This window comes from Ruegeria sp. YKSD179 (assembly GCF_059612885.1).
The window spans coordinates 49,417-75,147 of sequence record NZ_JBXWRL010000009.1; the positions used below are offsets into that span (position 1 = coordinate 49,417).

At 53.3% G+C, this 25,731-nt stretch carries 24 protein-coding genes; 6 read left to right on the forward strand and 18 right to left on the reverse strand.

Annotation, left to right across the window (positions count from 1 at the left end; translation table 11 throughout):
• Nucleotides 1-6: 6 nt before the first annotated feature.
• The 5 genes from AC2FNE_RS07375 to scpA all read right to left on the reverse strand — a co-directional run bounded on the left by AC2FNE_RS07375 (nt 7) and on the right by scpA (nt 5,078).
• Nucleotides 7-1,020 (reverse strand): endonuclease/exonuclease/phosphatase family protein, encoded by a 1,014-nt coding sequence (locus tag AC2FNE_RS07375; protein ID WP_170478758.1) that lies wholly within the window; start codon nt 1,018-1,020, stop codon nt 7-9.
• 3 nt (nt 1,021-1,023) lie between these two features.
• Nucleotides 1,024-1,704 carry a molecular chaperone DjiA gene (locus tag AC2FNE_RS07380; RefSeq protein ID WP_170607068.1) on the reverse strand — a complete coding sequence of 227 codons (681 nt, stop codon included), beginning with the start codon at nt 1,702-1,704 and terminating at the stop codon, nt 1,024-1,026.
• 45 nt (nt 1,705-1,749) lie between these two features.
• Nucleotides 1,750-2,238: a GNAT family N-acetyltransferase gene (locus tag AC2FNE_RS07385; RefSeq protein WP_496805071.1), complete on the reverse strand. Its 489-nt coding sequence runs from the start codon at nt 2,236-2,238 to the stop codon at nt 1,750-1,752.
• A complete protein-coding gene (locus AC2FNE_RS07390; protein ID WP_170607071.1) occupies nt 2,235-2,831 on the reverse strand; it encodes a VOC family protein in 597 nt (198 codons plus the stop codon). The genes AC2FNE_RS07385 and AC2FNE_RS07390 overlap by 4 nt, the downstream gene beginning before the upstream one ends.
• Nucleotides 2,832-2,951: 120 nt before the next feature.
• On the reverse strand, nt 2,952-5,078 hold the full coding sequence (scpA, locus tag AC2FNE_RS07395) for a methylmalonyl-CoA mutase (protein ID WP_496805072.1): 2,127 nt from the start codon (nt 5,076-5,078) through the stop codon (nt 2,952-2,954).
• A gap of 168 nt (nt 5,079-5,246) precedes the next feature.
• Between scpA and AC2FNE_RS07400 the strand changes: the two genes are divergently transcribed.
• Nucleotides 5,247-5,693, forward strand: coding sequence for a DUF4174 domain-containing protein (locus AC2FNE_RS07400; RefSeq protein WP_170607075.1), 447 nt, complete (start codon nt 5,247-5,249; stop codon nt 5,691-5,693).
• A gap of 76 nt (nt 5,694-5,769) precedes the next feature.
• On the opposite strand, the gene AC2FNE_RS07405 is transcribed toward AC2FNE_RS07400, so the two are convergent.
• The 5 genes from AC2FNE_RS07405 to AC2FNE_RS07425 all read right to left on the reverse strand — a co-directional run bounded on the left by AC2FNE_RS07405 (nt 5,770) and on the right by AC2FNE_RS07425 (nt 11,142).
• Complete coding sequence (locus AC2FNE_RS07405; protein ID WP_496805073.1) at nt 5,770-7,815, reverse strand: ATP-binding protein; 2,046 nt, start codon at nt 7,813-7,815, stop codon at nt 5,770-5,772.
• Nucleotides 7,816-7,935: 120 nt separating this feature from the next.
• Entirely contained in the window at nt 7,936-8,139 is a 204-nt protein-coding gene (locus tag AC2FNE_RS07410; protein ID WP_170478745.1) for a hypothetical protein, read from the reverse strand.
• Between the two features lie 556 nt (nt 8,140-8,695).
• Nucleotides 8,696-9,049, reverse strand: a complete 354-nt coding sequence (locus AC2FNE_RS07415; protein ID WP_170607079.1) for a hypothetical protein — start codon at nt 9,047-9,049, stop codon at nt 8,696-8,698.
• Nucleotides 9,050-9,051: 2 nt separating this feature from the next.
• Entirely contained in the window at nt 9,052-9,468 is a 417-nt protein-coding gene (locus AC2FNE_RS07420; RefSeq protein ID WP_254442588.1) for a DUF6497 family protein, read from the reverse strand.
• Between the two features lie 141 nt (nt 9,469-9,609).
• Nucleotides 9,610-11,142, reverse strand: a complete 1,533-nt coding sequence (locus tag AC2FNE_RS07425; protein WP_170478742.1) for an acyl-CoA carboxylase subunit beta — start codon at nt 11,140-11,142, stop codon at nt 9,610-9,612.
• A gap of 182 nt (nt 11,143-11,324) precedes the next feature.
• On the opposite strand from AC2FNE_RS07425, the gene AC2FNE_RS07430 reads away from it, so the two are divergent.
• Together AC2FNE_RS07430 and AC2FNE_RS07435 are read left to right on the forward strand one after the other, a co-directional pair.
• Entirely contained in the window at nt 11,325-12,530 is a 1,206-nt protein-coding gene (locus AC2FNE_RS07430; protein ID WP_170478740.1) for a multidrug effflux MFS transporter, read from the forward strand.
• Between the two features lie 63 nt (nt 12,531-12,593).
• Complete coding sequence (locus AC2FNE_RS07435; protein WP_170607083.1) at nt 12,594-13,994, forward strand: helix-turn-helix domain-containing protein; 1,401 nt, start codon at nt 12,594-12,596, stop codon at nt 13,992-13,994.
• A 62-nt stretch (nt 13,995-14,056) separates the two neighbouring features.
• Here the strand turns inward: AC2FNE_RS07435 and AC2FNE_RS07440 are convergent, their stop codons facing one another.
• The 6 genes from AC2FNE_RS07440 to AC2FNE_RS07465 all read right to left on the reverse strand — a co-directional run bounded on the left by AC2FNE_RS07440 (nt 14,057) and on the right by AC2FNE_RS07465 (nt 19,878).
• On the reverse strand, nt 14,057-14,296 hold the full coding sequence (locus tag AC2FNE_RS07440) for an HP1242/YdcH family protein (RefSeq protein WP_170478736.1): 240 nt from the start codon (nt 14,294-14,296) through the stop codon (nt 14,057-14,059).
• A gap of 141 nt (nt 14,297-14,437) precedes the next feature.
• Nucleotides 14,438-16,096, reverse strand: coding sequence for a choline dehydrogenase (gene betA, locus AC2FNE_RS07445; RefSeq protein WP_170607085.1), 1,659 nt, complete (start codon nt 16,094-16,096; stop codon nt 14,438-14,440).
• Nucleotides 16,097-16,169: 73 nt separating this feature from the next.
• Nucleotides 16,170-17,678, reverse strand: coding sequence for a choline-sulfatase (gene betC, locus AC2FNE_RS07450; RefSeq protein WP_496805074.1), 1,509 nt, complete (start codon nt 17,676-17,678; stop codon nt 16,170-16,172).
• Nucleotides 17,665-18,246, reverse strand: coding sequence for a choline-binding transcriptional repressor BetI (gene betI / locus AC2FNE_RS07455; protein ID WP_170607089.1), 582 nt, complete (start codon nt 18,244-18,246; stop codon nt 17,665-17,667). Before betI ends, betC begins: the two co-directional genes overlap by 14 nt.
• A gap of 57 nt (nt 18,247-18,303) precedes the next feature.
• Nucleotides 18,304-19,239, reverse strand: coding sequence for a DMT family transporter (locus tag AC2FNE_RS07460; protein ID WP_496805075.1), 936 nt, complete (start codon nt 19,237-19,239; stop codon nt 18,304-18,306).
• A gap of 39 nt (nt 19,240-19,278) precedes the next feature.
• Nucleotides 19,279-19,878, reverse strand: coding sequence for a LysE/ArgO family amino acid transporter (locus AC2FNE_RS07465; protein WP_170607093.1), 600 nt, complete (start codon nt 19,876-19,878; stop codon nt 19,279-19,281).
• 85 nt (nt 19,879-19,963) lie between these two features.
• Here AC2FNE_RS07465 and AC2FNE_RS07470 point away from each other — a divergent pair, with 85 nt between their 5' ends.
• Complete coding sequence (locus AC2FNE_RS07470) at nt 19,964-20,851, forward strand: LysR family transcriptional regulator ArgP (RefSeq protein ID WP_170607095.1); 888 nt, start codon at nt 19,964-19,966, stop codon at nt 20,849-20,851.
• A gap of 9 nt (nt 20,852-20,860) precedes the next feature.
• On the opposite strand, the gene AC2FNE_RS07475 is transcribed toward AC2FNE_RS07470, so the two are convergent.
• Nucleotides 20,861-22,129 carry a permease gene (locus tag AC2FNE_RS07475; RefSeq protein WP_496805076.1) on the reverse strand — a complete coding sequence of 423 codons (1,269 nt, stop codon included), beginning with the start codon at nt 22,127-22,129 and terminating at the stop codon, nt 20,861-20,863.
• Between the two features lie 160 nt (nt 22,130-22,289).
• Nucleotides 22,290-23,030 (reverse strand): YebC/PmpR family DNA-binding transcriptional regulator, encoded by a 741-nt coding sequence (locus tag AC2FNE_RS07480; RefSeq protein WP_170607099.1) that lies wholly within the window; start codon nt 23,028-23,030, stop codon nt 22,290-22,292.
• A gap of 110 nt (nt 23,031-23,140) precedes the next feature.
• On the opposite strand from AC2FNE_RS07480, the gene AC2FNE_RS07485 reads away from it, so the two are divergent.
• Together AC2FNE_RS07485 and AC2FNE_RS07490 are read left to right on the forward strand one after the other, a co-directional pair.
• Nucleotides 23,141-24,913 (forward strand): SLC13 family permease, encoded by a 1,773-nt coding sequence (locus AC2FNE_RS07485; protein ID WP_170478718.1) that lies wholly within the window; start codon nt 23,141-23,143, stop codon nt 24,911-24,913.
• Between the two features lie 16 nt (nt 24,914-24,929).
• Nucleotides 24,930-25,664 carry a glutamine amidotransferase gene (locus tag AC2FNE_RS07490; RefSeq protein ID WP_170607101.1) on the forward strand — a complete coding sequence of 245 codons (735 nt, stop codon included), beginning with the start codon at nt 24,930-24,932 and terminating at the stop codon, nt 25,662-25,664.
• Nucleotides 25,665-25,731 lie beyond the last annotated feature (67 nt).

A 25,731-nucleotide genomic window follows, 5' to 3' on the forward strand; every position in this document is an offset into this window, starting at 1 on the left:
GAAAGGTCAGAGATCAATATCCAGAGTGACCGGAAAATGATCCGAAGCATCCAGCAGCGCGTCGCGCAATTCCGTGTTAGACCAGCAGGCAGCATCCTTAAACGGATGCCAAATTCTCCAGCGAGGTTGAAGATCACGTAAATCCTTGCTGACCATTATGTAATCCAACAGCGCCTCAAGATACCTGCCCTCCTGTGGTAAAGCGAACCTTGCCGTTGAAAGAGAAACGTCTGGTCGCGGGCCATGCGTTTGTGCAGCGTGCGGGTCGTAAAGGCCCGCTTTGAGCAGGATTTCGACGGATGATCTTCCAAACAAATGTTCAAATTCATCCAGACCGGGGCCATCGTTCAGGTCGCCTAACAAAACGACGGGCTCGGATTTTTCTAAATGTGACCGTACCCGTTGAGCCAGCCACACGGCTTGCGCCAGCTGCTTTCGCCTGTTCGCAATGGAAAGTCGGATCGCTTCGTCCCGAGTGGTCGCTCCGTGCGGCGACTTTGATTTCAGATGCGTACCAATCAAACGGAATGTTTTCCCCGAGTTGGTTTCAATCTCCAACTCCAGCGGAGGTTTTGAAAACCTCACAATATCCTCAGTCGCGTCCACATCTAGATCGATACGAAAGAAGGTATCGAACCGCGGTGCATCCAGGCTGCCATTTTCATCGGCTGGTTCCCCAATCGGATCATGCCTGAGTGTCATCACGGATGGATCATACAGCAGGGCCAACTCTTGATGCGTTTCATTAGGAAACCCCATCACCGCTTGTGAGGTTCTCAGGTTAAATGCCTCAGTAAAACGCAAAAGTGCACGCACGGTGTTCTGTGTTCTGCCTGTGTTAGGTGCCTCGACGATCAAAATTGCGTCGGCATCAATTGCCGTCAAAACCTTGGCGATAGCCTCGATTTGCTGAACTTTTGTTACGTCGTGCCGCCCAGACCAGCTATCATCCACGATAAGTTTGTCGTTGCGGTCGAACAGATTGGCAAACCACTCAATATTATAGGTGGCCATCCGCATAGTTCAGACCCTTGCGCCGTTGATTTCGTCCCAGGCGCGGTTGATATCTATCATTTTCTTTTCAGCGAGGCGCACAGCTTCTTCTGGAACTCCGCGCGCCATCATTGCGTCCGGATGCGTCTCGCGCACAAGCTGCCGCCAAACTCGCCTGATTTCCGGCAAAGGCATGTCAGGCGCAACCCCTAGCACTGTGTAGGGATCATTAGGTGCGTCCGGGACAAATCGCGCTCGAAGTGCCATAAACTGAGCCTCGGACTGACCAAAGATGCGGCTGACCTCTGCAAGAAATTCGTTTTCGTTGGGATGATAAAAACCGTCTGCCATTGCGATATGGAACAGTCCTTCCATCAAATCGCATAGCGTGTTGTTGTCGTCCGCAAACATGCGCGAAATTTTTCTTGCGTAATCCTGATAACCTGCCACATCCGTTCGCGCCATGTCGAACACTTTTGCCGCGCCAGCCTCATCTTCGCGAGCGATCTGAAAGACTTCGCGGAATGCGGTGACCTCGTCGCGGGTCACATGTCCGTCGGCCTTGGCCATCTTGGCCCCTAACGCGATTACGGCGATTGCAAAGGCCACCGAACGCTCGGGCGGAGTACGCAACTTTTCAAAAACAGCAGTCAGACTTTCGCCTTTGGCTAGCGCGTTTAGTGCATCTGATATTCTGGTCCATATCGACATGAGCGCACCCTAACGCGCCGTGCTGCCGCTGTCAGGTGCAACAGTTCAGTTCGATGCAAGAATTTTCTGCATCAAAACCAAATCAAGCCAACGCCCCCATTTTCGTCCAACCTGCGGCATCCGGCCAACTTCGGAAAATCCAAGCGCCATATGGAAGGCAATCGCCGGAGGGTTTTCAGATGAAATACCCGCGACCAAAACATGGACATTATTTTCAATTGCCGCATTTTCCAAAGTAGTCATCAAAGCGCGACCTATTCCTCTGCCTCGCGCTTCAGGCGTCAGTTGAATTGAGTGCTCGCGGGTATGTGCGTAGCCAGGCCCTGACCGGAATGGGCCATATGTGGCGAACCCAAGGACCTTCCCTTCTTCCTCTGCCACCAGAAAATACCCGGATCGAGCCTCAATATCTGCTGCAATACTTTCGGGTTGGCGCACCTCAGTTGTGAAGGTCGCAAGACTGTCTCTTATGATTGTGTTGGTAATCTGAGTAATAGACGCCGAATCTGCGGGCTGTGCGTGACGGATTTTCATTCCAAGGTGCGAACGCCCCAGGGCGTTTCAAACTCTGCCCGTATCGCTGCGGGACCGGTATCGAACTCGATCAGTTTTATCTGTCCCAACAACTTTGCCAATTCCAAAGCGTCAGGGTGATATACAATCAGGCGCCGTAATCGAACACCGCTGGATTGCAACATTCGTGCAGGGTGCAAATCCCCCTGCCATTGGATTAGCGCCGGATACAGGTTGTCGTACGGCAACCTCCCCGAGGCGGGCACCGCCATACGCCACCGCAATGCACCTCGATCCAAATCTATCGGAGTTACTGGCCCGTCAGGCATAGTTATGGCGTCAATGTCCGACACGCGGCAAATCCAGTTTGTCAGACGCGCAGGACCAGAGAAACGATCCAAATCAAACCAACGGGGTTGTTCGGGTGCAGGCGCATCTGGGTCGACTGCGATTGCCTCCAAATAAAGACCGTCTTCAAGCCCAAGCAGGCGATTGTAAGTACCGAATTTCGCGTGTTTGCCTCCCGGCTGCAAAGAAACACCAAGAGCTTGCTCGACGTGCGCAATCGCGGCTTCCAGCGTACTGCCTGAAACCGCTATGTGATCCAATTGCATCTATAGCCTCCTTCAGAACATTGGACGGCATATTCAACACCGCACCTACGACAACATCTTTGTCGCAAACTTATTACACACGACATAACAAGAAAAACTTTGTTCGCCGCCATCAAAGCATTAGCGTTTGGCGACGGCAATCAACCGCAGAATGTCCTGGGCGGCTTCAGGAATATTAGTGCCCGGTCCGAATATCGCCTTCACGCCGTGATCGTAGAGGAACTGGTAATCCTGTTGTGGAATCACGCCGCCGCAAATGACGATTATGTCCTCTGCCCCTGCTTTCTTAAGCTCTTCGACAAGTTGAGGCGCAAGAGTTTTGTGGCCAGCCGCCTGTGAAGATATTCCAACCACGTGAACGTCATTGTCCACCGCATCCTGTGCAGCTTCGGCTGGCGTTTGGAACAAAGGCCCTACGTCCACGTCAAATCCGATATCCGCGAACGCAGTCGCGATCACCTTGGCACCGCGGTCATGGCCGTCCTGACCCATTTTGACAACCAGCAAACGCGGGCGACGCCCTTCGGATTGGGCGAATTCCTCGATCGATTTCTGGATTGCCGCAAAACCTTCGTCGCCCTCATAAGCGGCACCATAGACTCCGGCCAGTGTCTTTACTTCGGCCCGGTGACGACCGAATTCCTTTTCCATTGACATGCTGATCTCTCCTACGGATGCGCGGGTGCGGGCTGCCTCAACAGCGGCCGCCAACAGGTTGCCACCTTCGCGCGCGGTTGCGGTCAGATTGTCCAACGCGCGTTGGCACGCGGCCTCGTCACGGGTAGCGCGGATACGTTCTAGTCGGGCGACCTGAGCCTCGCGAACGGCAACATTGTCGACGTCGAGAATATCGATCGGGTCTTCCTGTTCCTTGCGGTATTTGTTGACGCCGACGATGACTTCTTCACCCCGGTCGATCATGGCCTGACGACGCGCAGCGCTTTCCTCGATCCGCAGTTTTGGCATTCCCGACGCAACAGCCTTGGTCATGCCGCCCATTTCTTCGACTTCCTCCATCAATGCCCAGGCTTTTTCAACCAGCTCATTAGTAAGGCTTTCTATGTAGTAAGAACCAGCAAGCGGATCGACCACGTCGGTCACACCGGTTTCTTCCTGCAGTACCAACTGGGTGTTTCGCGCGATGCGAGCCGAGAAATCGGTGGGCAGCGCAATTGCTTCATCAAGAGCATTGGTGTGCAGCGACTGTGTCCCACCCAGAACAGCACTCATCGCTTCATAAGCGGTGCGGATGACGTTGTTATATGGGTCCTGCTCTTGCAAAGACACGCCTGATGTCTGGCAGTGGGTCCTAAGCATTTTCGACCGCTCGGACTTTGCACCGAAGTCAGTCATCACCCTGTGCCACAAGGTGCGTGCGGCACGTAACTTCGCGATCTCCATAAAGAAATTCATGCCAATAGCGAAAAAGAACGACAAACGACCTGCGAACTTGTCCACGTCCATGCCGGCCTCGGTCGCCGCTCGCACATATTCACGCCCATCGGCAAGCGTGTAGGCCAGTTCCTGAACGAGGTTCGCGCCAGCCTCTTGCATATGATAGCCCGAAATCGAGATTGAATTGAATTTCGGCATCTCGTTCGAAGTAAATTCGATGATGTCCGAGATAATCCGCATCGAAGGATCAGGCGGATAGATATAGGTGTTGCGCACCATGAACTCTTTCAAAATGTCATTCTGAATGGTGCCTGACAGAACAGATTTATCGTGCCCCTGTTCTTCGCCTGCGACGATGAAACTCGCCAGAATGGGGATAACCGCGCCATTCATGGTCATGGAGACCGAAACTTTGTCCAGCGGAATTCCATCAAACAGAATCTTCATATCTTCAACGCTGTCGATAGCGACCCCTGCTTTTCCCACGTCACCGACCACACGCGGATGATCGCTGTCGTAACCCCGGTGGGTGGCCAAATCGAATGCCACGGAAACACCCTGTTGTCCGGCTGCCAGATTGCGGCGATAAAAAGCGTTTGATTCCTCGGCTGTAGAAAAACCGGCATACTGCCGGATCGTCCATGGACGCCCGGCATACATTGTCGCCTTCACACCGCGTGTGAACGGCCCGAAACCGGGCAAAGACCCCATATGGGGCAGACCCTCAGTATCTTCCTTTGTATACAGTGGCTTAACCGGAATACCCTCTAGTGTATCCTTAGTCAGATCGTCCAACGGACGTCCGCGCAGCTCATTCTCTGCAAGCGCTTGCCAGTCCTTCGCGTTGGTCATTGCATGTTCCTCTTGTTAATTCTGATCTCCGCAGAGTTGGAACTGCGGTTGAAAGTGTTCCGGGCGATCACCTGAATCGCAGTGATGCGCGACATTTTGAGCGCCATGTGAATTTCGCTGGTCGCATTCGTCGGTACACAGGCTATATTCATCTCAGCAGGAGGCCTTATGACACGAACGCTTGCCTTTGTTTTTGCGACACTATTCCCCTTGGTTGCGTGGGCGGCTGATGGCGCTGCGCCCGCGGACGATGATTTCATTCGTCCGGCAGGCGATAGCGACCTGAGCGAGTTTCTTTGGACCCACCGCCCAATTGTTGTCTTTGCAGACACGCCAGCCGATCCCCGCTTCCAAGAGCAGATCGACATGTTGCTGGACGGTGAAGAAGCCATGCGAGATCGCGACGTAATTGTCCTTACAGACACTGACCCATCGGCACGCTCTGCCGTTCGATCAAAGCTGCGCCCACGAGGGTTCCAGATGGTGTTTGTCGACAAAGACGGCGTGGTCAAACTACGTAAACCTTCGCCTTGGAGCGTTCGGGAAATCGGTAGATCAATCGACAAAACCCCGTTGCGCCAACGCGAAATTCGCGAACGCCGTGAAGGGGGATAAACCCGACATTCCGGTCGCCAATAACTAATGCCCAAAGCCGTCGAGATCAGTTTACTTGGCGACTGGGTCATCATGATCACTCAAACTCGATAATCACATCATCAACTGCGAGACTGTCGCCTGGACCCGCATTGATTTTGGCAACAACGCCTTTCTTTTCAGCGCGCAGAATATTCTCCATCTTCATCGCTTCGACTGTGCACAGGGCCTGCCCCTCCTGCACCTCCTGACTGACTTCGACATCAATCTTCACGATCAGTCCGGGCATTGGGCAAAGCAGCATTTTCGAAGTATCAGGCGGCAATTTCTCCGGCATTAACCTGGCTAGTTCCGCTTGACGCGGACGCCGCACGTGCACCTTAAGGTCTGCCCCCCGATTACGGATCCGGAAACCGCCCGAGATCTTTCCGGCCTTAAGGACCAATGGGCTGCCGTCAACGTCAAGAACCGCTAGTTGATCGCCGGGCGTCCAGTCAGATGTGACGCGCAGGGTAGAACCATCTTCAAAACGAACGGTTGCGCCTTCTTTATCGGCTCCAACCCGAACCGCGAATTCATGACCCTGTAGCGTAACCACCCAGCGGTTGCCCACTTTGCGTTCATGATTGTCCATTCTTCCCGAGACACGCGTCCGGCGAATTTCAGCGACACGGTGCATTGCTGCGCAGGAGGCAGCGATGCGACGCAGATCAGTTTTGGGCAATACGACCCCTTCAAAGCCGTCAGGATATTCTTCGGCAATAAAGGCCGTCGTCATGTCACCACTTATGAATTTTGAGTGGTCCATCACCGCTGATAGGAATGGTAGATTGTGCCCGATACCTTCGACTTCGAAACTGTCCAGCGCGACGCGCATCGCCTCGATCGCCTGCTCTCGCGTTGGCGCCCAAGTGCACAACTTGGCGATCATCGGATCGTAATACATGCTGATCTCGCCCCCCTCATAAACGCCAGTGTCATTGCGCACCGCATTTTCGCCACTAGGCGCATCGCCTTGCCATTTGTCATTTGCCAAAAGCGGACCAGCGGCAATCTCTTGCGGTGGGCGATAGCGGGTCAAACGGCCAATAGATGGCAAGAAATTTCGATAGGGATCCTCGGCGTACAGACGGTTTTCAATAGCCCATCCTGTCAAGGTCACCTCGTCCTGCGTAATCGACAGCTTTTCACCCGCCGCTACTCGGATCATTTGTTCCACAAGATCGACGCCGGTAATCAACTCGGTCACCGGGTGCTCGACCTGCAAACGTGTGTTCATTTCAAGAAAGTAAAAGTTCTTGTCCCCGTCAACGATGAACTCAACCGTCCCCGCGCTGGCATAGTCCACCGCTTTGGCCAAGGCCACTGCCTGCTCTCCCATGGCTTTTCGCGTGTCAGGATCAAGGAAGGGCGACGGTGCTTCTTCCACAACTTTTTGGTTGCGTCGCTGAATCGAACATTCGCGCTCACCCAAGTAGACTCCATTGCCATGGCCGTCGCACAGCACCTGAATTTCAATGTGACGTGGCTGTGTCACGAACTTCTCAATGAAAATCCGGTCGTCGCCAAAGGAATTAGCCGCTTCATTCTTGGAAGACTGAAAGCCTTCTCGCGCTTCGCCGTCATTCCACGCAATTCGCATTCCCTTGCCACCGCCACCAGCGCTGGCCTTGATCATCACCGGATAGCCAATTTCGTTCGAAATTTTCACCGCTTCTTCGGCGTCTTCGATCAAACCCATATAGCCCGGCACCGTAGAGACGCCCGCATCCTGAGCGATTTTCTTTGACGTTATCTTGTCACCCATCGCTTCGATTGCGCCCTTTGGCGGGCCGACAAACGCGACACCTTCCGCTTCTAGCGCTTCTGCGAATTTTGCGTTCTCAGATAGGAAACCATATCCAGGGTGAACCGCCTCGGCCCCGCTTTGTCGGATGGCGTCCATTACCTTATCTATCACGATATAGGATTGATTGGCAGGCGGAGGTCCGATGTGAACAGCCTCATCAGCCATTGAAACATGCAGCGCGTTCTTGTCGGCGTCCGAATAAATGGCAACAGTGCCAATTCCCATCTTTTGGGCCGTCTTGATGACGCGGCAGGCAATCTCGCCCCGATTGGCGATCAGGATCTTGTTGAACATGAAACGTCCTTTGTCTTTGTATTCGGGAAACGCAAAGCGCCGTTGCAGGATCTGACCCCCTCAACGGCGTATAGCTTGATATCGGAAGGGGCGACGGCACGCGCCCGCAAGAATTCCGGGTTATCTACAAGTGTTCTGTGTTTTGCAGTAAAGCACATTGCCTGCGGCGCCGACCACCGCGCCCAATAGCGGGTCGGCACTGACCACTGCTGCGCCCACGGCTCCCGCGCCGCCACCAAGCAGCGCCTGTTCACCGACGGTGTCGCCACACGCTGCGAGACCCGCGCAGGCCGTCGCAACAAACAAGAGTTTCGAGATTCGCATTTATTCTGCCCTTTACGCCTTCTAATTGTTGTCGGTGGCAAATGGGACAATCCATCGTTGTTATTCAATAACAACTTAAGAGACATTCGATAATGCGCAGAAAGTTGCTGTTCGCGGTAGGAGAACGGCAAAAAGAAAACCGCGGACAGAGATATGTGGGGAACACAGACCTGCCCGCGGAAGGAAGGGGTACGGAATAGTAGGTGCATGTGCGACGCAGGCAAAGTTGAGCCGCACGGCACAGACAGCTTGCATGCTACATTTTCAGCCGCCAACAATGCACTTTTTCCAGTTGCGATTCCGGCTGAAACCTGCCCATCGGAATTTTTGTCGCGCAGTTTTGCGCCTATTCCGGAATTACTCGATTCAGTAGCTTCATATGACGCCAAAACCCAGTTTATGAGTAAATTTAGATGCACATGGCCTTCTTGGTTCCTATCGGACATCCGGAATTTTGGGGCAATTTTCGACTTACGTGAGCGTACTCTCATGCCAACTGCATTGGGCCTCATATTCCGTATATCACGAATATGATTTTCAGCTGTCCCAGTCACCTTTACCGCACCCCATCCAATATATCGGCAAAAGACTGTCGTGCCGTGTCCACGTCAATTACCAACAAAGCTTCGTAGCTGGACGGATCAAAAGGGTCTTCTGCAGCGACGACTTCCCGTCCAAATAGCCAGCTCAGCCGACCAGCATCCAAATTGCCGCGCTCAAAAGGCTGATCGCCGAAATGCTGCCATAAAGCCTCGAAAAACGCAGCGTCTGCCCGCCGGTCAGCAGGTTTTCGATCGCGAAAACGTTCCCTGCGGGTCAAAGGTGTTACGCCTTTGGGATTGGCCCGGCGAATTGTGAACTGATAGTCGGTACCGGCCAGGCGACCGGGAAATCCACGGTGCTTTATCATGATCAAAGCCCCTCCCAAATACACTGGGATTGTTCCAATCGGTAGGCTTCAAAAAATTGCGTCGCCTCGGGCGAAGAGGAGCCGAAATCGATTGGCCGATCCGAGAATGAGATAACAACCCGTGCTGGATCCAGTTTGTGCTGAGCTACATAAGGAACCGCCAAAACCTCGCAAAGGTGCGCCATATCGACAACAGCCACATCATAGGTGATGCGCCCGACGGTCGAACCGATTTTGGGCGCAACAAACCGAAACCGCACCCAAAGTTCGCCCGGATTGGTGTCTAGCAGAACGTTACTTAATTCAACCGGTTGCCCGGATGGCACTGGCAGAAGATTTTCCGCCATGGCTTGCCCTGGGAACCACGCCACAGACAAAACCAATGTCGACCATCCAAGTTTATCCCTCAGACGACTCATGCCTGACACCGAGGCTAAGCGACAGACGCGGTTGGATTTCTTGCTGATATGTCTTTTGCGGCGGTTCATTGGTTAACTAGCGCAATGGCATCTAAGTGTTGAACGTGTCTAATCGTCAGGCAGTGTTACGCCCCGTTGCAGCTAGAGCGGAATATTGTCATGTTTTTTCCATGGGTTTTTCAGCTTTTTGTTTCGCAAGCTCGCGAATGCCCGAGAAACCCTACGACGGGTGGAATGAGGCATGATCACCTCGTCAATGAAGCCACGCTCTGCCGCAACAAACGGATTGGCAAAGCGATTCTCATAGTCCTGAGTGTGTTGCGCAATTTTGTCGGCATCACCAAGATCAGCGCGGTGAATAATCTCGGTCGCGCCCTTCGCGCCCATGACGGCAATCTCGGCTGTCGGCCAGGCATAGTTGAAATCCCCGCGCAAATGTTTTGAAGCCATCACGTCGTACGCACCGCCGTAGGCTTTGCGTGTAATTACCGTAACCTTTGGAACTGTTGCTTCTCCGTACGCGAACAACAATTTCGCGCCGTGCTTGATTACGCCGCCATATTCCTGCGAGGTCCCCGGCAAAAAGCCGGGCACGTCCACAAGCGTCAAGATTGGAATCTCAAAACAGTCGCAGAACCTTACGAACCGGGCTGCCTTTCGTGAGCTGTCGATGTCCAGACAACCGGCCAGAACCATCGGCTGGTTGGCGACCACACCTACCGTTTGTCCCTCCAAACGGATGAATCCGGTGATGATGTTCTTGGCGAAATCTTCCTGAATTTCGTAGAAATCACCCTCGTCAGCCACTTTGGTAATGAGTTCCTTCATATCATAGGGGGTATTTGGGTTGTCCGGAATCAAAGTGTCCAATGATGCTTCGATCCGATCAGGCTCGTCAAAGAAAGGGCGAACAGGTGGCTTTTCACGATTATTCAGCGGCAGAAAGTCAACCAGGCGCCGAACTTCAGCTAATGCCTCGACATCGTTTTCAAACGCTCCGTCCGCAACCGAGGACTTTTTGGTGTGCGTGGAAGCTCCACCCAATTCCTCTGCGGTAACAACTTCGTTCGTCACGGTCTTCACGACATCGGGGCCCGTAACGAACATGTAAGACGTGTCTTTCACCATGAAAATAAAATCCGTCATGGCTGGGCTGTATACCGCTCCGCCAGCGCATGGACCCATAATAACGCTAATCTGCGGCACCACGCCCGACGCCATGATATTTCGCTGAAACACCTCAGCATATCCTGCAAGCGACGCCACACCTTCCTGAATTCGCGCTCCGCCAGAGTCGTTGATGCCAATTACAGGCGCACCATTCTGAATAGCCATGTCCATGATTTTGCAGATTTTCTGAGCGTGCGTTTCTGACAGGGAACCACCAAAAACGGTAAAGTCCTGCGAAAATACATATACCATGCGACCGTTAATCGTGCCCCAACCGGTAACGACTCCATCCCCTGCGGGCCTTTGGTTTTCCATTCCGAAATCAGTGCAACGGTGGCTGACGAACATGTCGAATTCTTCAAAGCTGCCTTCGTCGACCAATAACTCGATTCGTTCACGCGCAGTAAGCTTCCCTCTTGCGTGCTGCGAGTCGATCCGCTTTTGCCCACCGCCCAGCCGTGCATTGTTACGGCGCTCTTCAAGCTCGGAAAGGATGTCTTTCATGGCGATAATCCCCTGTCAAATTTGGCGCGACTTTACAATTAAGCCTGCGCCGACCAAAGAGTTTTTCGGCAAATTTGCAAACTAATAGCAATCCGCCCTTAGGAAAACGCAAAGTTGCTAACCCACCACATCAATTGCAAAGACGAATAGTAATCGAACAAACCTACCTATACATGTGAACCATGCAGTTCAGCTCTCAATCATCGCATCGATCTCCGCCCAGCATAACAACACTTGTTTTACTTTCCGGGCTTTCCGCACTGAGCATGAATCTGTTCCTGCCCAGTCTACCCAACATGGCTCTTTATTTCGACGCTGACTACAAAGTCATGCAACTGTCCATAGCGCTCTACCTTTTGGTAAACGCAGTGCTCCAGATTCTTATCGGCCCTATCGCGGACAAGGCCGGACGCAGGCCGGTTCTTTTATGGGGGCTTGCCCTGTTTCTGCTTTCCACATTGGGCTGTATTTTTGCCCCCAACGCGCAGGTATTCCTAGCGTTTAGAATGTGTCAGGCCGTTATCGTAGTTGGCATCGTGCTTAGCCGAGCCGCAGTTCGTGACATGTACTCTCAAGATCAAGCAGCATCAATGATTGGGTATGTGACCATGGGCATGGCCATAGTACCTATGATCGGTCCGGCAATCGGTGGTTTTCTGGAAGAAGGGTTTGGTTGGAAGGCTAATTTTTGGCTGCCCTTCGGATTGGCAGCACTTACACTCGGCTTAACTTATTATGACTTTGGCGAGACTGCAGCCAAGAGCGGTAAAACACTTATCGAGCAATTCCGCGAATTTCCAGAACTGCTGAGATCGCCTCGATTTTGGGGGTATTCTTTGTCCTCTGCTCTTTCTTCGGGCGCATTCTTCGCCTATCTGGGCGGCGCCCCATTCATTGGCACTCAGGTTTTTGGATTGAGCGCATCTGAGGTTGGGGTTTATTTTGGCGCACCGGCAATTGGGTACTTCTTCGGGAATTTCATTAGCGGAAGATATTCAGTGCGCTTTGGCGTCAACAGAATGGTTTTTTATGGCTGCTGGCTGAACGCTATTGGGGTGATTTTGTCAGCCGCCGTGTTCTTGGCTGACTTGGGTACTGCCCTCAGTTTTTTCGGCTTTATGACCTTTGTCGGCCTCGGCAACGGGATGTCCATTCCAAATGCGACAGCTGGGGCACTGTCAGTGCGTCCACATCTGGCCGCGACGGCCTCGGGATTGAGCGGTGCCATTATGCTGGGCGGCGGGGCAGCCCTTAGTGCGTCAGCAGGTGCCATGCTGACCCGCGAGACCGGAGCAATGCCCCTGCTGTGGCTGATGTTGGGCACCTCAGTTATGGCAATTATTGCCATCTATACTGTAATTGTGCGTGAACGACAGTTGGGCCTGTAATAGCTTGCGAATACCGGTTTGCAAAGTTAGCCTTCCGGTTAAGTAAATCTGCAAAGGCACTCAATGGCCACTCAAAAGCTATACGCAGGCGCGAAACTACGAGAAATGCGCACGCGCCTCGCCGTGACCCAAAAGGAATTTGCCGCCAAGCTAGGTATTTCCCTGCCCTACCTGAACCAGATGGAGAATAATAACCGGCCGATCTCGACCACTGTTGTTCTTGCCCTTGCACAAGAGTTCGGGATGGACGTCACCGAACTGAGTACCGGCGACAGCGAACGGCTTGTTTCCGACATGCGTGAGGCATTGGCCGATCCTTTGTTTGCCGACAATATGCCGCCATTGGCGGATCTAAGATTGACGGCCTCAAATGCTCCCGCCCTTGCCCGTGCATTTATCGAGCTGCATAGAACCTATCGCCAAACCCACGAACGGCTGGCGTCGCTGGACGAAGCTTTGGGTCGGGAAGATGCTCAGATTCAAGCAAGCCCCTGGGAAGAGGTTCGAGACTTTTTTCACTATTGTGACAACTACATTGATGCCGTCGACCGTGCAGCCGAGAGATTTGCTGCGCAAGCTGCAGATGTTGGCGACATTCGAAAAGCCGCGGTCGAAAGTCTTTCAGCGCAGGGAATTCAAGTTAGTTTCGCCGATATTGAAACTCTCCGCATCTATGATTTGGCGAACAAAACCCTCCGTTTGTCATCGCGTGCAGCGCCGCAGACACAGGTTTTTCAGCTCTTGCTTCAGGTCGCTTTGATAAACCAGGACAAATTGCTCGAAGCTACTCTGGACTTTGCCAAATTTCAAAGCGAAGAGGCGCGGTCCATCGCAAAGATCGGCTTGGCCAACTATTTCGCTGGCGCGTCATTGATGCCCTACGCCACCTTTCTTGCGGCTGCGCAAGAAGCTCGGCACGATCTAGAACTTCTTAGCAACCGTTTCGGCGCCTCAATCGAACAGGTTGCGCATCGGCTGTCCACCCTGCAACGCCCCGGCGCGAAGGGTATCCCGTTTTTCTTTGTGCGTGTCGATCAGGCTGGAACAATAACCAAACGCCATTCCGCCACTCGGCTTCAGTTTGCGCGGTTCGGTGGCGCTTGCCCGCTTTGGAATGTTCATCGAGCATTCGAAACACCGGGACATTTCCTGCGCCAACTGGCTGAAACGCCAGATGGTGTAAGGTATATTTCGTTGGCATGCGATGTTTCGAAATCCGGCGGTTCTTTCGGGGCTCCTGTGCGCCGCTATGCAATAGCCCTAGGGTGCGAGACACGTCATGCCAGAGCACTTGTTTACGCTGACAACCTCGATATCGACAATGCGAGCGCCTATGAGCCGATCGGTATCTCATGCAGAATATGTGAGCGTCAAACCTGCCACCAGCGTTCTGTCCCGCCGCTGGAAAGGCGACTGACCATAGACGCGCATACCCGCGGAACACTACCGTATCAAGTGACTTGAAATGTGTTCTGGAACGACGACACTTAAGCCGGCTTAAAAGCGGGATGACCCCGCCCGTCAAGTTAAGCTTTCGACAAAATCCCCCAGATTTCATCCTTGAGGGCTGCACGCTTTTTCCGCAACTCGACCTCGGCCAATTCCTCCATCGGTGAAACGTTGGTTTCGGCCCGATGAACAGTGCGATTCAATTCGTGATACTCTTCTGCCAGCCGAGCAAAATGTGCATCGGTTTGTTTAAGCTGGCTCATCAATTCAACCTTGTCTGGGAATTCTTCGGCCAGTTCATGCGGGGTGTGAGACATCTTGTTCGCTCCTTTGTTTGGCGTTGCGTCCAAGTTTTATCGATGTCCAGAGGCCGTCACTTTGACCCGGATCAAGTTTCCGTCCAAATCAATTTTGACACCAAAAAGAATAATCCCATCAGGTTCGCCCTGACCAGAATTTTACCTTTGCTGCGATGCCCAGTTGGGATGTATCCAAGGCCTGTCATTCGCTTTTGGCAAGGGATCTTTGCCCAACAAGTGATCCGAAACTTTCTCACCCACCATGATAGAAGGAGCGTTCAGGTTACCGTTGGTGATCTGCGGAAAGACCGAGCTATCTGCAACGCGTAACCCGTCGACTCCGATCACGCGCCCATGCGGATCAACAACGGCCTGTTTGTCGTCAGTCCGTCCCATTCGACAGGTTCCGCAAGGGTGATAGGCGCTTTCTGCATGTTCGGCGATAAAACCATTTAACTCTTCGTCGGATTGCAAAGACGCGCCAGGTTGGATTTCTTCCCCCGCGAAGTGTTCGAATGCTTCCTGACCAAAGATTTCTCGTGTCAGTCGAATGCAGGTCCGGAAATCCTCCCAATCCTTTTCGTGGCTCATGTAGTTGAAACGGATCACCGGTGCATCTTCAGGTCGATTTGATCGCAACGTGACCGTACCACGGGACGGGGAACGCATCGGGCCGACATGTGCCTGAAACCCATGTCCTTCAGCGGCGGCCTGACCGTCATAACGTATCGCCATAGGCAAGAAGTGATACTGGATATCTGGGTATTCGACACCTGGTTTCGACCTGATGAACGCAGCGCTTTCAAATTGGTTTGATGCCCCAAGCCCAGTTTTGGTGAACAGCCACTGCGCACCAATCAGACCCTTACTGATGAGGTTCCAGTGTTTGTACAATGTAATCGGCTGCAAGGATGCCTGCTGGATATACAGTTCCAAGTGATCCTGCAGGTTTGCGCCGACGCCGGGTCGATCCGCAACCACGTCGATTTTGTGCTCCGCCAAGTGTGAGGCCGGCCCGATACCGGACAGCATCAGCAATTTGGGTGAGTTTATCGACGACGCCGCCAAAACGACTTCTCGATTGGCCTTGATAACCTCCTTCTTCCCACCGCGGATCAGTTCGACACCTGCTGCACGTCCCTCCTCAAAAACGACGCGTGCAGCCAGTCCCCTGACGATACTGCAATTCCCGCGCCTGAGCGCAGGCTTTAGATATGCGTTTGCTGCTGACCATCGACGACCTTTCCAGACAGTCTGCTCCATCGGGCCAAAGCCTTCTTGCTTTTCGCCGTTGTAGTCGCCTGTTACCTCGTAACCGGCTTGCCTTCCCGCGTCGACAAAGGCTTGAAACAAAGGGTTTTTACGCGGTCCGCGCGATACGTGTAGAGGCCCGTCTTTACCTCGCCACGTTGGATCCCCACCATGACCGTTGTCGTGCCATGTTTCCATGCGTTTGTAGTAAGGCAAGACATCGGAATAGGACCACCCGTTCGCTCCCATCTCGGCCCAGGTGTCAAAATCACGCGCGTGCCCTCGTACATAAACCATCCCGTTTATCGAGGAAGATCCTCCAATGACCTTACCCCGAGGGCATGCCAGCCGGCGATTGTTTAAATGAGGTTCAGGTTCAGACCTATAGCCCCAATCATAACGCGACATGTTCATTGGGTAACTAAGTGCGGCCGGCATCTGAATGAACGGCCCCGCATCGGTACCGCCATGTTCAATCACCAGAACCGAGGCACCCGCCTCGCTCAACCGATACGCCATCGCACATCCGGCGGATCCAGCGCCTACGATGACAAAATCTGCTTGCATTATTTAATCTCCATTGCCCGGGGGATCAGAGTTCTTAATGGCCTGGTCTCTACCCGCGGGATGATCTTCAGTGTTACTCGCCGCGAGGAAAGCGTTGGCTATCTTCGACGTCGTTTAAGTCCATGTGGTTGCGCATGTATCTTTCCGAGGCCTTTTGCAGGGGCTGGTAATCCCAAGGATAATAACCGCCCTGCCTAAGCGCCTCGTAAACTACCCAGCGTCTGGCCTGACTTGCCCGGACATCTGCGTCGAAACGGTCCAGATCCCAACGAGCTTCGGACTTGGCTCGCATTGTCTGCAAGGTTCCGGCGTGTTCTTTAATGCCTGCCAAATTTTTCAGCTCATGCGGATCGTTATGCAGATCGAACAGCTGATCAGGATCCAACGCGCAGCGATTGAATTTCCACTTTCCATACCGCAGAGAAACTAGCGGCGCATAAGACGCCTCTGCCGCATATTCCATGGCGACGGGTGTTGTACGCTCAACACCTTGCGCCAACGGAACAAGGTTTTCACCGTCTGTCCAAGGCGCGATTTCCGCCATATCGACACCCGCCAAAGCACCCAGAGTCGGAGTGACATCGATTGTAGAAACGGGATCGTCAATACACCCAACGGGCAGCGAAGTTGCCGAAATCATGAGCGGAACCCGAGCCGAGCCTTCGAAGAAGTTCATCTTGAACCACAATCCTCGTTCACCCAACATGTCGCCATGATCCGAGACAAACAAAATGATTGCCTCTTGCCGAGTGTTATCCAGCACTTCCAATAATTCGCCGATCTTTTCGTCAAGATACGAGATGTTCGCAAAATAGGCTCGGCGGGACCGGCGGATATCCTCCTCTGTAATGTCGAAACTCCGCCAGTCATTGGCGTCAAATATCCGTTGCGCGTGCGGATCCTGATTTTCGTAACCAATGTCGGCAATTTCAGGCAAAAGGTGTTCGCAGTCTTCGTAAAGGTCCCAGTATTTTCGCCGTGCGACATATGGGTCATGCGGGTGCGTGAAGCTAACGGTCAGGCTCCAGGGACGATCGTCTTTGCCTCGGGCCAAATCATAAAGCTTGGCCTTAGCGTGGTAAGCGACTTCGTCGTCATACTCCATCTGGTTGGTGATTTCTGCAATACCGGCGCCTGTGACCGAGCCCATATTGTGATACCACCAATCGATCCGCTCGCCTGGTTTTCGGTAATCCGGAGTCCAACCGAAATCAGCCGGATAGATGTCCGTCGTCAGCCGGTCTTCGAAGCCGTGCATTTGGTCCGGACCAACAAAGTGCATTTTCCCGGATAAGCAGGTATAATACCCCGCGCGGCGCAGATGATGCGCGTAGGTCGGGATATCACTGCGAAATTCGGCTGCATTGTCATAAACCCCGGTTCGGGAGGGCAACTGACCCGTCATGAAACTGGCCCGGCCAGGCGCGCACAACGGAGAAGCTGTATATGCGTTTGCAAACCGTGTGGACCGTGCCGCCAGTTTTTTCAGATTTGGTGCGTGCAGCCAGTCTGCCGGACCATCGGGAAAGAGGGTGCCGTTCAACTGATCCACCATGAGGATCAGAATGTTAGGTTGGGTCATTCTCTGCCTCTAAAAACCTGGCGAGAACACGCAGGGCGTGATCCACTGCTAATTGTGGCTCTTCCGGTGCGCTTAGTGCAGCGCGGATATAAAGCCCATCTATCAATGCTATCATATCCTCTGCAGCCTCGACCGGATCGGACAAAGCAGGGCGCATCGCGTCAATCAGGTTTGAACGGATACGCGACTGATAGATTTGCCAAAGACGCAGCGCGTCCCCGTTGGTTTGCGCCAGCACATAGAAGGTCATCCAAGCTGCAATGACGTCCGGTGTAAAACACGCGGGCCCAAAACATGCACGGATGATGGCGTGTGGGCGTTCACCCGGCGCGGCCTGTTTAAGTTCTTGGCGTGCCTCTGCCCCGAAATCGCTTAGAATCTGTCGCATTGCAGCAAGAAAAATCTGGTCTTTTCCACCAAAATAGTGATGCGCCAAAGCGCTGGACATTCCCGCGCGCTTGGCGATCTGACTGACAGTAACGTCCAACGATTTCTTTACACCCAACTCCGCAATTGTCGCTTTGACAATCGCGTCCCGGCGGATCGGTTCCATTCCCAATTTTGGCATAACCGCCTCTCAGCCTCACCTAATCCGTTCGAAGGCTAAGAGGATTTTATTGACTCGTCAATCAACAACCTTTCGCAAACGCTCGGGCGGGCATTCCGAACCCGAAGGCGGCGTGCCGCTTGAACGTTTTAGAACAGCCTCACGCCACGCAATGAAACTGACGGCTGCCAGAATCAACGTTCCGCCCGCCACAACCCAGATGTCGACGCTTTCGTGAAAAACGATGGCCCCCAGTAATGTAGCCCAGATTAATTGCAGGAATGTGACCGGCTGAGTGACGGCAACAGGTGCCGCTTGTAGCGCATGTGTCATGAAATAATGCCCAGCAGTGGCAAAGCTGGCGACTAAAAATAATACTCCAAGGTCACGCAGTCTCGGCGGTTCCCAAACGGCGACAGCAAAAGGTATAAGCGCAATTGTCACCCAGATCGAAAGATGAGCCACAACAACCGAAGGTCGGATATCACGCACCATTACCTTGGCCAAAAGGTAAGACCCCCCCAATGCCAATGATGTTCCCAGCATTGCGATATGCCCCGGTGAAACTTCGCGGAAACCCGGACGCAAAATGATAACAACACCGACCAATGCCACGCCAATCGCTGCAATTCGGCGAAAGGCAAGTCTTTCCCCAAGAAAAAGCGCTGCGCCCAGCGTGACGTATACCGGTGTCATGTAGTTCATCGCTGTGACCTCGGCCAACGGAATGCGCGTCATGGCGAAAAACCACAGCATTACCGCCGCTGCATGAACCACTCCGCGTAGGCCAAAAAGGGTCACATTTCGACGGGTCAAACGTGTAGCGACAATGGCGCGCAAAGCCGGAAGCAGAAATACCAACCCCAATGCGTACCGCAAAAATGCCGCCTGTATTGGGTTCATGGTTGTTCCCAATGTCTTGACCAGCGCCGTCATGACCACAAAGGACATACCTGCGGCAAACATCCAAAACATGCCGGCAATTGGGCGCGATTGATCAGTGGCAATACTCATGGGTTTGTTGAACACCTAAACCCGGCACTCCACAACCCTTCACATGGCAACAAGTTTAAGTGCGATCCCCAGCATCACGATCCCTATAATTAGATCTAATACTTGCCACGACCTCGGACGCCTGAAAACCGGAGCCAAAATACCCGCCCCATACCCAAGCGAAAAAAAGAACACGAAACTGGACGTCATCGCGCCAATGGCGAAAGCCATCTGATCTTCGTACTGCGCTGAGATTGAACCGATCAAAACGACGGTGTCCAGATAGACATGAGGGTTCAGCCAGGTAAATGCCGACACGGTAAGCAATGCAGCACGCAGGGTCATGCTTTGGCCTGGCCCAGTTTCCAGGACCGATCCGCCCTGCCAGGCAGAGTGAAAGCTTCGCATTGCATACCATATCAAAAATACCGCACCGCCATAGCGCATCGCCGTTTCGAACCATGGCGCGGCCTGCGTCAGAGTTCCAAAGCCGGCTACCCCCGCGGCGATCAGAATGGCATCTGAGGTTGCGCAGATCAGGCACAAAGCAAACACATGCTCTCGTCTTAGGCCTTGTCTGAGCAGGAAGGCGTTTTGTGCGCCAATTGCCAGGATCAGGCTGAATCCCAAAGCGAAACCTGCAATCAGCGACGTTGTCATTTTGCCTCCATATTTGGAGGCGTTGACTAACCCACTTTGCTGGCTCTATCAAATTAAAGAAACTTCTCCTAAGTTAGAATCTCTAATGCGTTTCGACCCCCATCAACTGTCCGCTTTGTCCGCTATTTTGCGGCATGGGAGCTTTGAGGCTGCAGCTTCGGAACTTGCGGTGACACCTTCGGCCATATCGCAGCGGATCAAAGCATTGGAAGACCGTGTTGGCGCGTCTTTGATCCAGCGGGGCAACCCATGCTCCGGCACGCCGACCGGACTACGGATAGCGCGGCACGCCGAGGATATTGGACTTTTAGAGGCTCAACTGACCAGAGAACTGGCGCTTGAAACCAGTCCGGGCGCGGCACGCGTGAGGATCGCGGTTACTGCAGACAGTCTGGCAACCTGGTTTATTGATGCTATGGCTAAAGTTGACGGAATGCTCTTCGATCTGGTGATCGATAATCAAGATTACTCGGCTGCGTGGTTACGCCGCGGCGAGGTCAGCGCCGCCATTTCCGTAGGCGGTCATGCCGTAAGCGGTTGTGATACCTTTTCACTTGGGTCTCTACGCTATTTGCCTACTGCAAGTCCTGACTTTATTCGAAAATGGTTCGCAGTCGGCGTAACGCCCGTGACTCTGGCCAAGGCTCCTTGCCTGATATTCAATCCAAAAGACAAACTGCAGAGCACCTGGATCGAGGCGCAAACCGGCACCCGTATTTCGCCGCCTTCGCATTTTCTGCCTTCATCACAAGGTTTCGTCGACGCCGCCATCGCTGGCGTGGGTTGGGGGATGAATCCCGAAGTCCTGGTGCGACCCATGCTCGAAGACGGCAGGCTTTGCGAGCTAGTCCCCGGCAAGCCGTTGGACATTCCACTGACATGGCAAGTCGGAAGGATACTTGCCCCCGCCCTGACTTCGCTAACCCGGGCCGTCAGGCAAGCAGCGGCACAGATTATGGTTCCATCCGAATGAGGACTTAAGTTAAAGGTTTGCAGCCTTTACCTCTTCAGGAATGACGACGCGGTAACATAGGACCGCCGCCAAAATACTTACCGCACAGATGAACATGATGGCCAAAGAAACTTCGTGCATGTGCGCGACCGCTGCCAGGACCGATGAGATAACAACGGCAGATATGCGGCATATGCTTTTGATTGCTGCAGCCCCTTGTACGCGTTGATCTTTCGGAGCCACATCAAGAAAATACAATTTCCGTGCACTACTGACACCAGTGACCGCCACGGTCACGACAAACAACGCGGCGGCATGCAAATGAATGTCATGATCGGCACCCAGATAATGTATACTCAGCAACGCGATCCCTGTGCATGCTACCATCAGCGTGCCTGCAACCATGACGGCTCGATGGGATTTCATATTCACAACCTGCCACAACGGCGCAGATACAAGATATCCCGACGCGGAAGAAACAATCATCGCGGTCAGTCCCTTTGCAGATGAATGGTGCGCTTCCGCAGCGATCAAAGCGAAGAAGGGTACCGAAAGTGACACCACAACCAAAGGCAGCCTCATGACCATATAATGTCGGAACCATGGTTGTTCAAACATCTTGGAAATGTTGGTGAAATTCTCAACGAACCTCGTTTTTCCAACATCTTTTTCGGAGGTTTCCTTCTTCTTTTCCGCCTCGGCCATCGCCAGAATTGAAAGGCCAGAAAGAACGAAAAATGTTACAGAAACTGCTATGACAGCCGAGTGGCGCGAGAACGGTGGAGCGTCCTTCATGATCTGATGAATCAATAATGCCAAACCAATCGTAGCTAACCCCCCAGCCCCAAGCTGAAGGTAGTGCAATGCCATCCGAGACTTTGATTTGACATGATCCCCAATCAGATCCGTGTAAAGCAGTGACTGAACTTCTTCGATCAGACCAATCATCAAAAAAGCAGTCGCAAATGCCAAAGCAACAATCGGGACAACACCAGTAGCGGCCAAAGCCAAAGCGAGAACCAAACAGGCCCCGACCGCGACCTCGGTCAACGCAATCGCCCGTTTTTTTCGTTCACGAGCCGCTATCGAATGCGCAAGGAATACGTCAGCGACCATACTTCCAAACATACGTATCGAGACTAGAGCACCGGCGAGAAACATTGGTAGCTCAAGCGACACCGCCAGGAAGGGCAAAACGACCGATGGGCTTCCGAGTGTCCACGCGACCTGAGACAATATGCTTTGACCGGCCAGAACCGGGACATTCCGTCTTGCAAGATCAGGGGAGGTATCCGCCATACGCTCATTTCAGGAGTGACTTGAAGTCCAATCATCCCTTTTGTTTTGTGTGCTCTTTTCGAATGTACCGTCTTTGCACCGAACGGCCAAGTAGCCAATCACAGTACGAAAAACCCCAGCCATTCGGCCGGGGTTCAAAAGGTTTCAGGTCAGATGCTGTTCAGAGTTGCGCCATGACCTCGTCAGTAGCTTCGAAATTGGTTGTAACTCGTTGCACGTCGTCGTCATCCTCAAGTGCATCGACCAACTTCATCAGTTTCTGCATATCCTCAAGACCCAACTCCGTCGTCGTAGTGGGTTTCCAAACCAGCTTGGTGGATTCCGACTCTCCCAAATTGGCTTCCAACACGTTTGAAACTTCGTTCAGATCGGTATCCGCGCACCAAATAATGTGGCCATCATCCGAACTTTCAACGTCTTCGGCGCCAGCCTCGATAGCAGCTTCGAAAATAGTGTCCGCATCGCCAGCAGAAACGGGGTAAACCACCTCTCCTTTACGTTCGAACATGAACCCGACCGAACCGGTTTCACCAAGGTTACCGCCATTCTTGGAGAAAGTCGAACGGACAGTCGACGCGGTGCGGTTGCGGTTGTCGGTCATTGTCTCGACAATTACAGCTACACCGTTAGGGCCGTAGCCTTCATAACGGATTTCCTCGTAATCGTCGCCTTCACCCGCAACAGATTTCTTGATGGCGCGGTCAATCACATCCTTGGGGACCGAGTTCGACTTGGCCTCTTTCACCGCTAGACGCAGGCGCGGGTTCTTGTCAGGATCAGGGTCACCCATCTTGGCGGCGACTGTGATCTCTTTGGATAACTTGGAAAACAGTTTGGACCGCGCGGCGTCCTGACGACCCTTGCGGTGCTGGATGTTGGCCCATTTGGAATGGCCTGCCATATTGCGTCCTCGTCTTCGTAATTACGTATTTGGCGCTCATATAGACGTTTGCGCACCGTGTGATCAAGGGATCGGCTTGCCCGGACCGTCACGGTGGCTATGGTGTCGTTATGACAACTGACCAGATCATTCTTTTTAGCCTTTTCATCAGTGTGTTCGGAATGTTGCTGTGGGGGCGGTTCCGCTATGATCTGGTCGCGTTTGCCGCCCTTATGATCGGCGTCATTTTGGGCGTCGTACCCATAGACAACGCTTTTTCGGGATTTGGTCACCCCGCCACGATTATTGTTGCGCTTGTACTTGTGGTCTCAGCGGGCCTTGTACGGTCTGGAGCTGTATTTCTTATCACGCGCACGTTGGTAGATGCCTCGCGTGGGTTGGGGGCTCATATTGCCCTGATGGGAGGGATCGGAGCAATCCTGTCGGCTTTCATGAACAACGTGGCTGCACTTGCGCTCTTGATGCCGGTAGACATCCAAACTGCGCGCAAAGCTGGCAGGTCAGTTGGATTGAGCCTGATGCCATTGAGTTTCGCCACCATTTTGGGTGGCATGGCCACTCTGATCGGAACTCCACCGAACATAATCATCGCATCGATAAGAGCCGAAACACTGGGCGAACCGTTTCGCATGTTTGATTTTGCTCCGGTCGGCGGCCTTGCCGCGATTGTTGGTCTTGCCTTCGTTGCCCTAGTGGGCTGGCGGCTGATACCAAACCGTGGTCCACAGGTAGAAACGTCCGAGGCTTTGGCCGAATACATTGCTGAGCTTACAATTCCGCCAGAATCCGCCCACATCGGGAAGCGGGTCAGCGAATTATATGAAGTTGCTGAAAAATCCGACGTGGCGATCATTGGCCTGATCCGTGACGATAAACGGCGCTATGGCAGATCAGCTCATGCTACGCTGAAAGAAGGTGACGCATTGGTGCTGGAAGCCCGTCCCGAAGCATTGGATGAGTTTCGGGCGGCGCTAGCTCTGGATTTCTCGGACTCACGCCGTCAGGAGCTTTTGACTGCCGAAGGGGACGGTTTGGAGGTGACCGAGGTCGTCGTCACTGAAAACGCGCGTATTACCGGACGAACGGCCCAGGCAATTGGTCTGGCTTGGCGCCAGAGCACGGTTTTAATGGGAATTTCGCGTCAGGGGCGCAGCATAACAAGTCAGGTCCGAAAAACCGTGGTTGAGCCCGGTGACATCCTGCTCTTGTTGTGTCCGCGGGACCGCACCTCTGACGTGACCGAGTGGTTAGGGTGTTTGCCGCTGGCCGAACGCGGTTTGAACGTTACCGCAAACGAAAAAGCTTGGCTGGCAATCGGGTTGTTCGCAGCCGCGGTTCTGGCCGCCAGTGTCGGGATTATTTATCTACCGATCGCGCTGGGTCTGGTCGTGATAGCCTATGTGCTAACCAAGATCATGCCGATTGCTGATGTTTATAACCACATCGAATGGCCCGTTGTCGTTTTGCTTGGCTCAATGATTCCATTAGGCAGCGCCTTGGAAAGTTCCGGCGGCACAGAACTTATAGCAAATGCGCTGGTACAGCTCACCGATGGCTTACCTGCGTGGGCTATTCTAACCGTGCTGATGGTCGTAACCATGACCTTGTCAGACGTGCTCAACAATACGGCGACAGCCATTGTTGCGGCCCCGGTCGGTATTCAGATGGCGCGCGCGCTCGAGGTTTCGCCCGACCCGTTTCTGATGACCGTTGCCGTCGCGGCTTCGGCCGCGTTTCTTACGCCAATCGGGCATAAAAATAACACGCTGGTTCTTGGACCGGGCGGTTATCGTTTCGGCGACTATTGGCGCATGGGGTTGCCGCTGGAAATTCTGATCATTGCAGTTTCCGTGCCCGCAATCCTTGTCTTCTGGCCATTATGAGCGGTAGTAGCGCGGAATGAAACGATTTCTTATCCTTCAATTGCGACCGGAAACCGATGCGTCGGATGCTGAATTTGCATCGATATTGGACAAAACAGAGCTGTCGCAAGAACAGGCCCATCGCATCCGCCTGGACCGCGAGTCATTGCCTGAAAAATTGAACGTTTCAGAATATGCGGCTGTCATCGTTGGGGGTGGACCCGGGTGTGTCAGTGATGATCCAGACGAAAAATCCCCGTTGGATGCACGCATTGAAAACTCGATAATGGGCCTGATGCCGCAGATCACGGCAAAGGACCATCCATTTATGGGGTGTTGTTACGGGCTGGGAATTCTGGCCGCCCATTTGGATGGCAACGTGAGTAAAAAGAATTTCGGAGAGCCCGTAGGCCCGTCCACTTGCCGACTAACCCAAGACGGTATGCATGATCCGTTGACGGCAGGCCTGCACACTGTTTTCGACGCCTTTGTTGGCCACAAAGAAGCTGTGCAGAAACTACCCGCCGGTTGCGTTCATCTGGTCGCCTCAGACCCCTGCCCGTATCAAATGATCCGGTGGGGGCAGAATGTATATGCCACGCAGTTTCACCCCGAAGCGGATGCCAAAGATTTTGAACAGCGCATCAACATTTACAAAGACCATGGATATTTCCCACCGGAAGATGCGCAGTCACTTATCGATATATGCCACGCAGCTGATGTCACTCAGCCTGGTGAAATCCTGCGCCGTTTCGCGCAGCGTTACGGGTGACCTAACGGCGCGGTTGCTTGCAAGGTGGCGGCTCGCATAGATTGGTCCGAAGCGACTTTGGGAGGAG

Bases quoted from the DNA above. Each gene is read 5' to 3' on its own strand.
- AC2FNE_RS07375 (WP_170478758.1), bottom strand. From the start codon at position 1,020: ATGCGGATGGCCACCTATAATATTGAGTGGTTTGCCAATCTGTTCGAC.
- AC2FNE_RS07380 (WP_170607068.1), bottom strand. From the start codon at position 1,704: ATGTCGATATGGACCAGAATATCAGATGCACTAAACGCGCTAGCCAAA.
- AC2FNE_RS07385 (WP_496805071.1), bottom strand. From the start codon at position 2,238: ATGAAAATCCGTCACGCACAGCCCGCAGATTCGGCGTCTATTACTCAG.
- AC2FNE_RS07390 (WP_170607071.1), bottom strand. From the start codon at position 2,831: ATGCAATTGGATCACATAGCGGTTTCAGGCAGTACGCTGGAAGCCGCG.
- scpA (WP_496805072.1), bottom strand. From the start codon at position 5,078: ATGACCAACGCGAAGGACTGGCAAGCGCTTGCAGAGAATGAGCTGCGC.
- AC2FNE_RS07400 (WP_170607075.1), top strand. From the start codon at position 5,247: ATGACACGAACGCTTGCCTTTGTTTTTGCGACACTATTCCCCTTGGTT.
- AC2FNE_RS07405 (WP_496805073.1), bottom strand. From the start codon at position 7,815: ATGTTCAACAAGATCCTGATCGCCAATCGGGGCGAGATTGCCTGCCGC.
- AC2FNE_RS07410 (WP_170478745.1), bottom strand. From the start codon at position 8,139: ATGCGAATCTCGAAACTCTTGTTTGTTGCGACGGCCTGCGCGGGTCTC.
- AC2FNE_RS07415 (WP_170607079.1), bottom strand. From the start codon at position 9,049: ATGATAAAGCACCGTGGATTTCCCGGTCGCCTGGCCGGTACCGACTAT.
- AC2FNE_RS07420 (WP_254442588.1), bottom strand. From the start codon at position 9,468: ATGAGTCGTCTGAGGGATAAACTTGGATGGTCGACATTGGTTTTGTCT.
- AC2FNE_RS07425 (WP_170478742.1), bottom strand. From the start codon at position 11,142: ATGAAAGACATCCTTTCCGAGCTTGAAGAGCGCCGTAACAATGCACGG.
- AC2FNE_RS07430 (WP_170478740.1), top strand. From the start codon at position 11,325: ATGCAGTTCAGCTCTCAATCATCGCATCGATCTCCGCCCAGCATAACA.
- AC2FNE_RS07435 (WP_170607083.1), top strand. From the start codon at position 12,594: ATGGCCACTCAAAAGCTATACGCAGGCGCGAAACTACGAGAAATGCGC.
- AC2FNE_RS07440 (WP_170478736.1), bottom strand. From the start codon at position 14,296: ATGTCTCACACCCCGCATGAACTGGCCGAAGAATTCCCAGACAAGGTT.
- betA (WP_170607085.1), bottom strand. From the start codon at position 16,096: ATGCAAGCAGATTTTGTCATCGTAGGCGCTGGATCCGCCGGATGTGCG.
- betC (WP_496805074.1), bottom strand. From the start codon at position 17,678: ATGACCCAACCTAACATTCTGATCCTCATGGTGGATCAGTTGAACGGC.
- betI (WP_170607089.1), bottom strand. From the start codon at position 18,246: ATGCCAAAATTGGGAATGGAACCGATCCGCCGGGACGCGATTGTCAAA.
- AC2FNE_RS07460 (WP_496805075.1), bottom strand. From the start codon at position 19,239: ATGAGTATTGCCACTGATCAATCGCGCCCAATTGCCGGCATGTTTTGG.
- AC2FNE_RS07465 (WP_170607093.1), bottom strand. From the start codon at position 19,878: ATGACAACGTCGCTGATTGCAGGTTTCGCTTTGGGATTCAGCCTGATC.
- AC2FNE_RS07470 (WP_170607095.1), top strand. From the start codon at position 19,964: ATGCGTTTCGACCCCCATCAACTGTCCGCTTTGTCCGCTATTTTGCGG.
- AC2FNE_RS07475 (WP_496805076.1), bottom strand. From the start codon at position 22,129: ATGGCGGATACCTCCCCTGATCTTGCAAGACGGAATGTCCCGGTTCTG.
- AC2FNE_RS07480 (WP_170607099.1), bottom strand. From the start codon at position 23,030: ATGGCAGGCCATTCCAAATGGGCCAACATCCAGCACCGCAAGGGTCGT.
- AC2FNE_RS07485 (WP_170478718.1), top strand. From the start codon at position 23,141: ATGACAACTGACCAGATCATTCTTTTTAGCCTTTTCATCAGTGTGTTC.
- AC2FNE_RS07490 (WP_170607101.1), top strand. From the start codon at position 24,930: ATGAAACGATTTCTTATCCTTCAATTGCGACCGGAAACCGATGCGTCG.